Origin of the sequence: Coprococcus sp. AF102-57, from assembly GCF_027686195.1 — a bacterium.
GTDB classification, from domain to species: Bacteria; Bacillota; Clostridia; order Lachnospirales; family Lachnospiraceae; genus Allocoprococcus; species Allocoprococcus comes.
Window position 1 is genome coordinate 168,897 of the sequence record NZ_JAQCSY010000003.1, and the last position, 14,427, is coordinate 183,323.

Here is a 14,427-nt window from a genome sequence, read left to right on the forward strand (position 1 = left end):
ATGAAGAAAAAAATGACACCTTATATACTGTTGGTGCCGCAACTTATATTAGGCGTAGTTTTTATTATTGGTCTGGGAACTGGAATCATCCAAAGTTTAGGGGTGATTCCAGCTTTTGGATTAACGGAACCGACGCTGAAATATTATAAGGAGGTACTGACAAGACCGGATCTTTTGCAGTCATTAAAATATAGTCTGTACATTGCATTTATGTCGGCTTTTCTTGCCACAGTAACAGGAACATTTCTGTGTGCAGTTCTGGTGAGTGCCGGAAAAGTGCGCGGAATCATTATGCGGATTGTTCAGATTCCGATCATTGTTCCCCATGTTGTTGTGGCACTCTTTATTGTAAACATTCTTTCGCAAAATGGAATCCTTGCGAGAATCCTTGCAAATGCAGGACTGATTACGGATCAGCAGCAGTTTCCGATGTTGATCTATGACAGATATGGACTTGGCGTAATTCTTGCCTATCTGTGGAAGGAAATTCCATTCATAATCTATTTTGTGATTGCTCTGATGGCGAATATCAATGGCAGTCTTGGAGAAGCAGCGACCAATCTTGGAGCGAATAAACTTCAGGCCTTCATGAAAGTAACGCTTCCTTTATGTATGAATACAGTGCTCAGTGGTTTCCTGATCATCTTTGTATTTGCACTTGGAGCATATGAGCTGCCATTCATACTTGGAGCAACGATACCAAAGGCGCTGCCGGTTCTGGCTTATCTGGAATATACCAAGCCTGATCTGCGGGCGCGACCGTATGCGATGGCGATCAATGGAATCCTGATCGTGATCTCTCTGATTGCAGCAGTTTTATATTACATATTACTTCGCCGGAGCACGAAGAAGCTGGCAGGTTAGGAGGAACAGGAAGATGAAAAGAAAAAAGAACATCTGGGAAGGTCTGATCATAGGCATTTTTATTTTCCTAGTGATTGTACCAATTCTTACGATCCTTGTCTGGGTAGGGACAGAGAGATGGGCATGGCCGTCACTTATCCCGCAGAAATTTTCGATGAGAGCGGTGAATGGAATACTGAGAAACAGGCAGCAGCTTGTGCGACTTTGTATGTCCAGTCTTTTCATATCGGCTTCGGTCGCGTTCCTGTCGGTTGTGATCGGAACAATGACGGCGAGGGCGCTGGAATGCTATGACTTTTTTGGAAAGCGGCTGTTTTCATTTATGTCGATGCTTCCGTTTCTTGTTCCGGGAACCGTGTTTGCGATGGGGGTTCAGATTACATTTATTAAGTGTGGACTTAGCGGAACTGTTCTGGGGGTTATTATTGTCCATCTGATCTGCTCTCTTCCATATGCAGTGACACTGATGAAGGATGGAACAAGAGCAATGGGGGTAAAGCTGGAGGAGCAGGCAAGAGTTCTGGGGGCTGGTGCGCTTCAGGCGTTTTTTAAAGTGACACTTCCGAATCTGTTTCCGGTCATGCTTTCTGCGTTTTCGATGGCATTTGTTGTTTCATTCAGTCAGTATTTCCTGACGTTGATGATCGGCGGGGGAAATGTCAAAACATTTGCGATCGTCATGGTTCCATATCTCGGAAGCGGAGAACGTAATTTTGCCAGCATTTACAGTGTGATATTCCTGGTGATCATGCTTCTGGTGTTTGGAATACTGGAATGGATCGTGGGACGTTTTACAAAGGCACAGGAAGTAGAATATTATTAGGCAGGAGGAGCACATGAGTCTTACAATTAAAGAACTTTGTGTAGATTTACAAAAGACAAGAATACTGAAGAATATAAATCTGGAGATTAGAACGGGAGAATTTGTTTCGCTTCTTGGCGCCTCAGGCTGCGGAAAGACAACACTGTTAAAAAGCATTGCAGGTCTTCTTGAAACGCAGGAAGGGGATATCCGGATCGATGACACATCGATTACAAATCTTGCACCGGAAAAAAGAGGAACCGTGATTGTTTTTCAGGATCTCAGACTGTTTCCGCATATGACGGTAGAACAGAATATCAGCTTTTCGATGGATCTGAAAAAAATCCCGAAAAAAGATAAGCAGGCGCAGGTAGGAGAACTGTTAAAAGCTGTCCAGCTGGAAGGATTTGAGAAGCGTAAGATCCGGGAAATGTCCGGTGGACAGCGTCAGAGGGTTGCGCTGGCAAGAGCGCTTGCGGCAGATCCGAAAATTCTTCTTCTTGATGAACCATTTTCAAGCCTGGATGAGAATCTGCGGTGCGAGATGGCAGATCTGGTAAGAAAGCTGCATCATGAGATGGGGCTTACGGTCGTTATGGTCACGCATGATAAAGAAGAAGCGATGAAGGTGTCTGACCGGATCGCTCTGATGAAAGCTGGAGAAGTGCTTCAGTATGATAAGCCGGAGAGGATGTTCTACCATCCAGAGTCCAGAGCGGTGGCAGATTATATGGGACAGACAAATTATATTTTGGGGAAAGTGGAGAATGGCAGATTCGTAAGCCGGGCAGTTTCATTTGAGACGCAGAAAGCGGAAGGAGAGTATGAACTGATGGTCAGACCATCGGCGATAACGTTGACCGTAGATGAGACGGAAAGAATGTATCAGATTGAAGAAGTTATGTTTGAGGGGGAAACAGCAGAAATCCTGTTGAAGTATGCAGATGGAAAGCTGACAGTATGGATGCTTCACCGTGACTGGATGAAATTGGGGGTAAAAACAGGAGAACTGGTTGGCATCAAAATTGATGAAAGACAGGGGATTTTGTTTCAGAAGTGATAAAAGGAGAATGGTATGCGAAAAATAATTCATGATTGTGACTGTACGTTTGGAATTAATGGGTGTGATGTAGATGATGGACTGGCACTGCTGTATCTTCTGGGGGATCCGGAAGCAGAGGTCCTGGGAGTGACGACAACTTATGGGAACAATACGCTGGAGAAGGTTTACGAAAATACAAAGAAGTTTGTAAAGAAAATCGGGCATGACGAGTTGCGCGTTTACAAAGGTGGAGCAACACCTGGAGAAACCGAAAGTGAAGCGGCACATTATCTTGCCGAGATGGCAGAAAAATATGCCGGGGAGCTGGAAATTCTGGTTACGGGTTCCGTGACAAATCTTTATGGAGCCTGGAAACACAATCCTGAGTTTTTTCATCAGGTGAAGAGTATCGTATTGATGGGAGGAGCAACAGAACCGCTGATCTTTGCAAAGCGGGAAATGGATGAACTTAATTTCTCCTGTGATCCGCTGGCAACTTATGCGACACTTACCAGTGGAACGGATGTTGCGGTTATTACGGGTAATAATTGCCTGAAGGTACTTTTTACAAGAGAAGAGTATGAAAGAGAACTTTCGGATCTGAGTAAGGGAGTTGTAAGGCTGATCAAGAATGAGACGGATTACTGGTTTGACAATAACTGGGATGAATATGGAATTCCCGGATATTATAACTGGGATGCGATCGCTGCGGCTTACATGATGCATCCGGAACTTTTTGAGACACAGATAGTGGACATGCAGCTGTCAACAGAAAAGCTTACAAAGGGAAGAATGATTCTGGCAGAGGATGAAGCAAAAAAGAACTGCACCCTCAAGATCCCGGTGATCAGAGATGCGGACGAGTTCCGGAGAAATCTGTATGATACCTGGATGAACGTAGAAATTGAAACCGTGAAGTAGAGATGAAAATATCAATTATTATACCAACATACAATGAAGAATCGACAATTGAAAGGCTGATGGAGACACTGGAGCCGCTGAATGAAAGATGTGAGATTCTGTTTGTAGACGGGGGAAGCACGGATGGAACACTAGCACTTTTGAAGGACCGGTATCCGGTGATTCAGTCCCCGAAAGGAAGGGCAAAGCAGATGAACATGGGAGCGGAAGAAAGCAGTGGAGATGTACTTTTTTTCCTGCACTGCGACAGTGAAGTTCCACCTACAGCATTAGAAGAGATTGAGACTGTAATGAAAAAATACCGGGCAGGGTGTTTTGGAATTGCATTTCATTCATATAACTTTTTTATGTTCACCTGCAGGGTGATCTCCAATCACAGGATTAAAGACAGAAAAGTAATGTTTGGAGACCAGGGGATTTTTATTGACCGGAAGTTGTTTTTTGAAGTGGGAAAATTTCCAGAGATGCCGATTCTGGAGGATTATCAGTTTTCACTGATCCTCAAAGAAAAAGGGATTCCGCTTGGGATGACAAGACACAGGATTTATACTTCAGACAGAAGATTTGGCGGAAATACAATCGAAAAGCTGAAAGTAATGTGGCTTATGAACCGGCTGAGAGCCATGTACCGGGATGGTGTTCCGGCAGAAGAGATTGCAAAATTATATAAGGATGTCCGTTAGGGAGTCTGCTTTATGCAGACTCCTTTACTTATTCGGAAAATCAATAAAAGAAATAGAGAAAATCAATGATAAGTGTAAGGGATTTGATTGAATAAAGACTGAAAAAATAATATAATTATAATTTAAAGGGGAAGAAAATATGTCAGTTTATATTCAAAATTTTGTCAAATTTAAGCCGTTTTTAAAAGAACTGGTTTCAAGAGACGTGAAGGTGAAATACCGGCGTTCCATACTGGGGGTTTTATGGACACTGCTGAATCCACTTCTTATGATGACGGTTTTATCCATCGTTTTCTCAAATCTGTTTAAATTTGATATAGAGAATTTTCCGTTGTATTTGTTATGTGGGCAGGTTATTTTTAACTTTTTCAATGACGCTACGACAAATGCAATGTCAGCAATTATCGGGAGTGCATCTCTGATAAAGAAGGTGTATGTACCGAAATATGTATTCGTGATGTCAAGGGTGTGTTCCAGTCTGATCAATCTGATGGCATCCTGTGCAGCGTTATTTCTGATTATGATCGGTATGCGTGCGGAACTTCACTGGACAATGCTTCTTTCAGTTGTGCCACTTTTTTTGCTGGTGGTTCTGGCTCTGGGGATTGGACTGATTCTGGCGACGATTGCGGTGAAATACAGGGATGTTCTGCACTTGTATTCGGTGCTGATGGCAGTGCTGATGTATCTGACACCGGTTATCTATCCAATGTCGATTCTGCCGGAATGGTTATACCATCTGGTAATGATAAACCCTCTGACCAGTATTCTGATCATGTTCCGGAATGTTGTGATCTATGGCATACTTCCAGGTCTGGTGATGCTTCTGGTGACAGCAGCAGAAGCTGTACTGTGTCTTGGAGTGGGATGCTGGGTTTTTTATAAGCATCAGGATGGTTTTATCTTTGATTTGTAGGAGTAAGGATGGAGAAAAAAGTAATTGTAAAAGTAGAAGATGTTTCCATCAAATTCAGTCTGGCATCAGAGAAATTTGATGGATTTAAGGAATATTTTATACAGAGAGTAAAGAAAAAGATTACCTATCAGGATTTCTGGGCACTGCAGGATGTGTCGTTTGAAGTCTATAAAGGAGAAACACTGGGACTGATCGGTGTAAACGGAAGTGGAAAAAGTACGATGTTGAAAATCATTGCCGGTGTCATGAAACCAACCTGTGGCAGCGTTAAGACTTCCGGTGTGATCGCGCCGCTGATCGAACTGGGAGCAGGGTTTGATTTTGACCTGACTGCGAAGGAGAACGTATTTCTGAACGGGACGCTGCTTGGATATACCAGGGAATATCTGGAGGAGCACTATGAAGAGATTGTAGAGTTTTCAGAACTGGACCAGTTTATGGATGTACCGGTGAAAAATTTTTCATCAGGAATGTTTTCGCGTCTCGCGTTTGCGGTAGCAACAATCGGACAGCCGGATATTCTGATCGTGGATGAAGTATTATCGGTAGGCGATTTCCATTTTCAGCAGAAATGTGAAGCAAGAATTAACCGGATGAAGGAGAATGGAGCTACGATTTTGTTTGTTTCGCATAATATGGAGCAGGTGAGAAATCTGTGCAGCCGGATTGTATGGCTGGAACATGGAAGAGTTCGTAGTATCGGGGATGCAGATGAGTTGTGCAGAGAATATCAGGAAGCAGAATAAGAGGGAAAAATGAAAAAAATAAAAAAGATGGCAGCAGTCATTATACTGATTCTGATTGCATTTATTTATGGACATATTCATAAGACCCATGCGATTTATGACCGGACGGTTGAAAATGATCAGTATATCATGCTGGACGGATCACAGAGTCAGATAACACAGGAGTTTATCTGTGAGGAAGATTCGCTGGATGGAATTCAGGTGAAATGTCAGAATTTGCAGGAAGATCCAGAAGCAGAGATTCGAGTTTATCTTCAGGATTGTGAAAATGGAGGAATTGTCGCAAAATCTGTGAAGAAAGCAGGAGAAATCAAAACGGGCAAATTCAATGAATTTTCGTTTAATACGGTCAGCAGATGCAGAGGGAAGGCGTATAAAGTAGTGTTTGAGAAAGATTTTCTTGCACTTTATGCAGAAAAGACATCAGAAGAAGGAACAAATTTGAAAATAAATAGTGAAGAAAGTGAAGGAACTTTAATTTTAAAGACGGTTACATATCGGTTTGATATAGAAACATTTTGCGTATTTCTGCTGTTAGTATTGTATATCTGTGTTTTCTTTCATTTTTTGAACTGGTTATTTTCCAGATAGTGTGGAAGTGAGAGGATTTGAAAAATGGAAAATGCTTTTTATATCGCAACATGTCGGTTTCATGTAAAAGAAAAAGACAGATTACTTATTACGGGATATTTTCTGGATAACAGACCAGATGGAAACCGGATTGAAATCCGGCTGGATGAAAAGAAACTATTTTATACAACGGATGGAATCCGTCTTCATCCGTTGAAGTTCCGTAAGATAAGAAAAAGACTTATAACCAAACAGTTTTTTCTTTGGATACATCTTCCGAAAGACTGGAGAGAAGCGTCCAGACTGGAAGTATTGCAGTCGTATCGTGGAAAAGAAGAATTGATGAAGACCTTTGCAGTCAGTGAATTGAAGAACCTGGAGAAATGGCTGGCAAACAGCATAGATAAGGTGAATACTGAAGAAAAAGGATTTTCAGTCGAGGGATGGTATTATAGCAGGAAAAATGCATCGATTCGATTTCTGGACGAGAATCAGAATGAACTGGAGATGAAAGAAGAAAAAATCCGGCGTCTGGATGTGCTGCGAGAGTATCCGGAATGTAAAAAGGAAGAGATTGCCGGGTTTAAGGCATTTTATGAGGAAGGTATTCCGCGAAAACTGGAAGTATGCTTTGAAGAAGAAGAGAAAAATGCGGAAGAGATCATGAATCTCAAAAGAAAACTGCGACGTCAGAAAATGCTGGATGATTTTCGCAAAGTCAGAATCTATTATCGTCAGTTTGGAATCCGTGCAGCGTTTATCAGGGCGGGTGACAAATTGAGTGGGAAAAACGGTACAGAGTATGAAGAATGGCTGCGAAGACATGAGCCGTCCAGGATCAGACTGTACCGGCAGAAGAGAAAGCAATTTACCCGGATGCCGAAGATTTCGATTGTTGTTCCTCTTTACCGGACACCGGAAAGATATCTGCGGGAAATGCTGGATTCTGTAAGAGGACAGTCCTATCAGAACTGGGAGCTCTGTCTTTCAGATGGAAGCGGGGAAGATTCGTCGATTGCAGGGATTCTGGAAGAATACACAAAGAAGGATAGCCGAATCCGGGTGAAGGACAATAAAAAACAACTGCATATTTCGGATAATACAAATGTGGCACTTGATATGGCAACGGGAGATTATATCGCTTTTATGGATCATGACGATCTGCTGACACCGGACGCATTGTATGAGTGTGTGGCAGAGCTGAATGAATATCCGGATACAGAGCTTATTTATACGGACGAGGATAAGATTACAATGGATGGAGAAGAGTATTTCTTCCCTCATTTTAAATCGGATTTTAATCTGGATATGCTCTGTACAACAAATTATTTCTGTCATCTGGTGGTTGTTAAAAAGGAATTATATCAGGCGGCAGGAAAGTTGAACGGCGAATACGATGGTGCACAGGACTATGATTTTGTACTCCGGTGTGTTGAGAAAACCGATAAGATCCGGCATATACCGAAAATCCTATATCACTGGCGAGCATGCGAAGGATCTACAGCAGGCAGTGCAGACAATAAATCCTATATTGTGGATGCAGGTGCAAAAGCGGTAAGAGCGCATTACAGAAGAATGGGAATTGAAGCAGAAGTCATTCCAACGAAGTATCCGGGAATGTACCGGACAAAATATCCGGTGAAACAAACGCCTAAGATATCAATCATTATTCCGAACAAAGATCATACCGATGATCTGATCAAGTGTCTGCGGTCGATCCGGGAGAAAAATACATATGAGAATATAGAAATCCTTATTGTGGAAAATAACAGCCAGAAAAAAAGAACTTTTAAAGATTACAGAAGGATCATGTATGAGGATTCCAGAGTTAAAGTTCTGTACTGGAAAGGAGAAGGGTTCAATTATCCGGAAATCAACCAATATGGAGTTGACCATGCGGCTGGAGAATATCTGCTGTTCCTGAACAACGATACAGAAATGATCGGCAGTGATTGCATCAAAGAAATGCTGAGTTATTGTATGCGGGAGGATGTAGGTGCTGTCGGAGCGAGAATGTATTACGAAGATGGAACGCTTCAGCATGGAGGAGTGATCATCGGACTTGGAGGAGTGGCAGGACATGCATTCCTTGGCATAGACGGAGATTCGCCGGGATACTTTGCGAGGGCGCAGGTGATCCATGATCTGAGTGCGGTGACCGCAGCCTGTATGATGATGAAAAAACGGGTGTATGAAGAAGTTGGAGGATTTGACTCGAAGTTTGCGGTGGCATTTAATGATGTAGATCTGTGCCTGAAAATACGAAAAGCCGGATATCTGATCGTATATGATCCATATGCGGAACTGATTCATTATGAATCCAAGTCAAGAGGATATGAAGATACGGAAGAGAAAATCGAACGTTTCCACGGAGAAGTAAATCTGTTTCAGACAAGGTGGAAAGATTTCCTGAAAAAGGGTGATCCATATTACAGTCCGAATCTGACACTGGATCATAATGATTTTGGACTGAATCATCTGGCAAAAGTGGAGAGGAGATAGGAGATGTTCAATAAAATGTCTCTGTATCGGGTAAAAAAAGGATTCGTATATCTGCGGTACTTTGGACCAAAAGAGTTTCTGATACGATTAAAAGAAAGAATCCGTATTCAGAAGATTGATTATGAAAAATGGTATGAGAATCACAGACGAACAGAAGAGGAATTGGAAAGTCAAAGGCAGGAAGTATTTGCGTATGCACCCATGATCAGTATTGTCGTGCCGGTATATCAGGCACCGGAAGAATTTTTGAGACAGATGATTCTGTCTGTATGCCGTCAGACGTATAAAAATTGGGAATTATGTATGACTGTTTCAGATGAAGAGAGACACAGAATGGAAGAAATTCTGGAAGAGGATGAGTTCAAAGAAAAAGCGATTCACCTGATCGGTATTTCAGAAAACAGAGGAATTTCTGAAAATACAAATGCAGCGATAAAGGAAGCTACCGGAACATATATCGGTTTTTTGGATCAAGATGATCTGCTTGCGCCGGATGCATTGTACGAGATGGTAAAGAAGTTGAATGAGTATCCGGAGGTCGGACTTCTTTATTCAGATGAAGATAAAGTGACGGCAGATCTGAAAAAACATTTTCAGCCGCATTTTAAACCAGATTTTAATCTGGATCTGTTGCGAGCCAATAACTATATTTGTCATTTTTGCGTGATAAGAAAAAGTCTAATTGAAGAAATAGGTGGATTAAGAAGTGATTTTGACGGAGCACAGGATTACGATCTCGTTTTCCGCTGTGTGGAAAAAACGATAATGGCGCATGTGCCGAGGATTCTTTATCATTGGAGGGTACATCAGGTTTCTACTGCGGACAATCCAATCAGTAAAACTTATGCATTTGAGGCTGGACAGCGTGCCATAGAAGCACATCTGCTAAGATGTGGTGAACATGCAGAAGTTTTACCGGAACTGGATAGAGGGTTTTATCGTGTCCGGTATAAGATGCAGGGGAATCCAAAGATTTCCATTCTGATTCCCAATAAAGATCATATAAAAGATTTGGAGAAATGTCTACAATCGATTTCCAGATCGGATTATAAGAATTATGAGATCATAATTATCGAAAATAACAGCGAAAAAGCGGAAACATTTGCTTATTATAAAACAATAGAGTCAGACCGGATCCGGATTCTGAAGTGGGAGGGATCATTTAATTATTCGGCGATCAACAACTACGCAGTAAGCGAGACTGATGGAGAATATCTGGTACTTCTGAATAATGATACAGAAGTGATTGGAAAGGACTGGCTAGGAGAAATGCTTGCGAACTGCCAGAGAAAAGAAGTCGGGATTGTCGGAGCAAAGCTTTATTATCCAAATGGTCAGGTGCAGCATGCTGGAGTCATTGTTGGGATTCGGGGAATTGCTGGTAATATGTTCCGGGGACTTCCAAAAGGTTATTCCGGGTATCTGCACAAAGCAAGTACTCAGCAGGATTTGTCAGCGGTGACCGCAGCCTGTATGATGGTAAAGCGTTCTGTATATGAAGAAGTGGGTGGATTTGAGGAGCAACTTGCAGTGGCGTTCAATGATATTGATTTCTGTCTGAAGGTACGCAGATGTGGATATCTTGTAGTGTATGATCCTTATGTGAAACTGTATCATTATGAATCCAGATCGAGAGGGGCAGAAGATAATGAGGAAAAGATCAGAAGATATCAGTGTGAGATTGATTATGTACGCCGGAACTGGTCTGAAATCATGGAAAAAGGAGATCCGATGTACAATCCTAATCTTACACTGGTGAAGTGTGATTATTCTTTGCGTGAAAAAGAAGATGGATAGAGAAAAGATGGTGGTATTTTGATAAAGAACAATCAGCGGATGTTAAATAAAGCGCAGGTATGTATGGATGCGGGAATCATTGGTGCTACATATTTTTTCTCATGGTATCTGAGATTTAAAAGTGGGCTTTTTGTGCAGGACGCAGGGGTTCTGCCGGCGAAAACGTATTTTTCAGCTTTGTTTTTAATAATCCCTGGATATCTGCTTTTGTATAGTATTTTTCAGCTTTATATGCCGAGGAGGGTAAAAAGTTACCGTAAGGAGCTGATGGATATCATCCGTGCCAATGGAATTGGATTTATGATCTTTATCCTGGTACTTTATTTTATAAAGCAGGAGCATTTTTCAAGACAGATGCTGTGTATTTTCTTCTTTATAAACATCTCGCTGGAATTTGCTTCGAGATATCTGATTCGCACAATTTTGTGGAAAATGCGAAAGCAGGGACTGAATCAGAAACATATCCTGATGATTGGAGAGAGTCAGATGGCAGAACAGTATATGGACAGGCTGAGAGAGAATCCAAAGTGGGGATATCAAGTGTTTGCCCATCTGAAAGATGAAGAGAAACTGGAAAGAATACTGGAGGGGAATGAACTGGATGAGGTTGTGATTGCGCTTCGTGCGGAGGATTATGGAAAACTGGAGCGGATTGTGGATGTCTGTGAGAAGGCAGGGGTACACACGAAAATGATTCCTGATTTTGGAAATGTGATTTCTACCAGGCCTTATATTGAGGATGTGCAGGGGATTCCGGTGATTCATGTCCGCAGAGTTCCACTGAATATCATGCGGAACAGGGTGGCAAAGAGGGCAGTTGATCTGATAGGGGCAACGGTTGCAATCATTCTTTTTTCACCGGTCATGCTGCTTACTGTGCTGGTGGTTGCCTTGACAGAGGAAGGGAGTGTGATCTACCGGCAGGAAAGAGTTGGACTGCATAACCAGGTATTTTATATGTACAAATTTCGGTCTATGATCATGCAGGATGAAGAAAAGGAAAAAGCAGAATGGTCTACCAGGAATGATCCGAGGATTACACCGGTTGGAAAGCTGATCCGCAGAACAAGTATAGATGAATTGCCGCAGCTTTTTAATGTGCTGAAAGGGGAGATGAGTCTGGTGGGACCAAGACCGGAAAGACCGCAGTTTGTGCAAAAGTTCCGGGATGAAATTCCACGTTATATGGTAAAACATCAGGTACGTCCGGGAATGACTGGATGGGCGCAGATCAATGGCTACCGGGGAGATACTTCCATTGAGAAGCGGATCGAATATGATCTTTACTATATTGAGAACTGGACAATGATATTTGATATGAAAATATTGATTCTGACAATTTTTAAAGGATTTTTTGACGGAAGATGAAGATAGATGTGATCATACCGGTCTACAGACCGACAGAAAAACTGCATAAAGTATTGTACAGGCTCTGCAGACAGACGCACCTTCCGGAGCAAATCATTCTGTTACACACCAGGGATGGGATAAAGCTGGATGTTTCGGTTTGTAAAGACCGGGTTTCTGTTACAGAGATTCCGATTTTGGAAAAAGAATTTGATCATGGAAGAACCAGAGAGCAGGGAATCTGGATGTCAGATGCAGATATTGTGGTCATGATGACCCAGGATGCAGTTCCGGCAGATCCGTTTCTTTTGGAAAAGCTTTCAGAAGTATTAAATGAGCATCCGGATGCTGTGGCAGCTTATGCCAGACAGATACCGGGTCAGAACTGTGGTCTGTTGGAAAAATATACGAGAGTTTTCAATTATCCCCCAAAAAGCCAGATTAAATCGCAGAAGGATTTGCCAAAACTGGGAATAAAAACTTATTTTTGCTCCAATGTGTGTGCTGCCTATCGGAGAGGAGTCTATCTGGAACTGGGAGGATTTCCGCATCCGGCCATCTTCAATGAAGATTTGATCTTTGCAGCAGGAGCAATCCAAAATGGATGGAAGATTATTTATAAAGCAGATGCACGGGTGATTCATTCTCATGAGTATACTTACAGAGAGCTGATAAGGAGAAATTTTGACCAGGGTGTATCGCAGGCATGTCATTCAGAAATATTTGAAAAAGTAAAGTCAGAGAAAGAAGGCATACACCTGATTTGCACACTTGTGAAAAAGCTTTTAAAAGAAAGAAAATATTTGCAGATTATACAGCTGTTTGTGGAAAGCGGGTGCAAATATCTGGGCTACCAGATGGGAAAACATTACCGACAATTACCGAAAAGTTTCATCATGAAACTGACAATGAATCATAATTACTGGAGAGGAAGGAATGATGAGGATGCTTAAAAAAATTGCAGGATGGTCATGGAAGAAAAAGATAATAGTGATTATTTGCGTAGTGTTGACACTTGTTCTGGGGGCGGCAGGTGCCGTATTCGGATATGCTGCCAGTAAAGTGAACAAAATTCAGAAGATTGAAGTAAAAAAAGAAACGTTGAAAGAGTCTATTACAGAAGAGGTGGAGCATAAAAGCGGATATCTGAATGTGGCAGTATTCGGGCTGGATTCTAGGGATGGGTCACTAGATAAAGGAAATCGAAGTGATACGATCATGATCGTAAGTTTGAATCAGGAAACTTATGAAGTGAAAATGGTATCGGTGTACCGTGATACTTTTATGCGGCTGAAAGATGGAAGTTATAATAAGGCGAATGCAGCCTATTCTTATTTCGGACCGGATGGGGGTGTTGCTCTTTTGAATGAGAACATGGATATGAACATTGAGAAGTATGTATCTGTGAACTTTAATGCCTTAGTCGATGTAATTGATGCGGTGGGAGGAATGGATCTGGAGCTGACTGATGCAGAAGTAGTCCACATGAATAATTATTGTGTGGAGACTTCTGAAGTAACCGGAAAAAGTTATAAGAAGATTGAGCCGGAAGTCGGAGGTAGCTATCATCTGAATGGAGTACAGGCGGTTTCTTATGCGAGAATCCGTTATACAGATGGTGGAGACGCGCAGCGTACAGTGCGTCAGAGAATCGTCCTTCTGAATATCATGCAGAAGCTGCAGCAGATGGACCTGACGACGATCAATAAGATTGCTGACAGTGTTTTTCCACAGATTGCAACCAATTTTTCTTTTACTGAAATTCTGAATTATGCGAAAGATTTTCAAAAATATAGAGTAGGTGAAACACTTGGATTTCCAAATGTAAGATATTCCAAAATGCTTTCTGGAGTGGGAAGTACAGAAATTGCAGATACACTGGCATCCAATGTTGCCGAGGTACATCAGTTCCTGTTTGGAGATACAGATTATCAGGTATCCGGGACGGTAAAAGGAATTGATGATGAAATAAACGATGCGCTTTCCAGTGGAAAATATGAGGAAGCAGACGAAACTGAAAAAGAGGATGAAAAATCGGAAGATAAGACATCTGAGGAAACAAATCATACAGAAACAAATATAAAAGTAACGGAAGATGGAAATGCAGGAACGGATTCCGGCAGTTCATCGGGAGACAGTGGTTCGGGTTCGCAGGCAGTGACAGAACCGCAGCAGCCGGATACAGAAGCACCACCGGATTACTATGAGGAAGATTACTATTACGGTGATGATTAGAG

The 14,427-nt window shown here is 42.0% G+C and carries 12 protein-coding genes and 1 pseudogene; all 13 read left to right on the forward strand.

Going from position 1 to position 14,427, the window contains the following annotated elements:
• Complete coding sequence (locus PGZ10_RS03360) at window positions 1–864, forward strand: ABC transporter permease (protein ID WP_117822970.1); 864 nt, start codon at window positions 1–3, stop codon at window positions 862–864.
• A 13-nt stretch (window positions 865–877) separates the two neighbouring features.
• Entirely contained in the window at window positions 878–1,687 is an 810-nt protein-coding gene (locus tag PGZ10_RS03365) for an ABC transporter permease (protein WP_270540684.1), read from the forward strand.
• Window positions 1,688–1,700: 13 nt separating this feature from the next.
• On the forward strand, window positions 1,701–2,726 hold the full coding sequence (locus PGZ10_RS03370) for an ABC transporter ATP-binding protein (protein WP_173826249.1): 1,026 nt from the start codon (window positions 1,701–1,703) through the stop codon (window positions 2,724–2,726).
• 15 nt (window positions 2,727–2,741) lie between these two features.
• Window positions 2,742–3,629, forward strand: coding sequence for a nucleoside hydrolase (locus PGZ10_RS03375; protein WP_270540686.1), 888 nt, complete (start codon window positions 2,742–2,744; stop codon window positions 3,627–3,629).
• Window positions 3,630–3,634: 5 nt separating this feature from the next.
• Window positions 3,635–4,312 (forward strand): annotated as a pseudogene (locus PGZ10_RS03380) (TIGR04283 family arsenosugar biosynthesis glycosyltransferase); the annotation flags it as partial.
• Between the two features lie 139 nt (window positions 4,313–4,451).
• Window positions 4,452–5,228 carry an ABC transporter permease gene (locus tag PGZ10_RS03385; RefSeq protein WP_117555911.1) on the forward strand — a complete coding sequence of 259 codons (777 nt, stop codon included), beginning with the start codon at window positions 4,452–4,454 and terminating at the stop codon, window positions 5,226–5,228.
• 8 nt (window positions 5,229–5,236) lie between these two features.
• Window positions 5,237–5,974, forward strand: coding sequence for an ABC transporter ATP-binding protein (locus PGZ10_RS03390; protein WP_022221069.1), 738 nt, complete (start codon window positions 5,237–5,239; stop codon window positions 5,972–5,974).
• A gap of 9 nt (window positions 5,975–5,983) precedes the next feature.
• Window positions 5,984–6,565 carry a hypothetical protein gene (locus tag PGZ10_RS03395; protein WP_270540687.1) on the forward strand — a complete coding sequence of 194 codons (582 nt, stop codon included), beginning with the start codon at window positions 5,984–5,986 and terminating at the stop codon, window positions 6,563–6,565.
• A gap of 24 nt (window positions 6,566–6,589) precedes the next feature.
• Entirely contained in the window at window positions 6,590–9,046 is a 2,457-nt protein-coding gene (locus PGZ10_RS03400; protein WP_270540689.1) for a glycosyltransferase family 2 protein, read from the forward strand.
• Window positions 9,047–9,049: 3 nt separating this feature from the next.
• The gene (locus PGZ10_RS03405; RefSeq protein ID WP_270540691.1) at window positions 9,050–10,843 is read left to right on the forward strand and encodes a glycosyltransferase family 2 protein; all 1,794 of its coding nucleotides are present in this window, start codon (window positions 9,050–9,052) and stop codon (window positions 10,841–10,843) included.
• Between the two features lie 18 nt (window positions 10,844–10,861).
• Window positions 10,862–12,211: an undecaprenyl-phosphate glucose phosphotransferase gene (locus tag PGZ10_RS03410; RefSeq protein ID WP_270540693.1), complete on the forward strand. Its 1,350-nt coding sequence runs from the start codon at window positions 10,862–10,864 to the stop codon at window positions 12,209–12,211.
• Entirely contained in the window at window positions 12,208–13,143 is a 936-nt protein-coding gene (locus tag PGZ10_RS03415) for a glycosyltransferase family 2 protein (RefSeq protein ID WP_270540694.1), read from the forward strand. Before PGZ10_RS03410 ends, PGZ10_RS03415 begins: the two co-directional genes overlap by 4 nt.
• Window positions 13,136–14,425 (forward strand): LCP family protein, encoded by a 1,290-nt coding sequence (locus PGZ10_RS03420; protein ID WP_243002752.1) that lies wholly within the window; start codon window positions 13,136–13,138, stop codon window positions 14,423–14,425. Before PGZ10_RS03415 ends, PGZ10_RS03420 begins: the two co-directional genes overlap by 8 nt.
• Window positions 14,426–14,427: the final 2 nt, after the last annotated feature.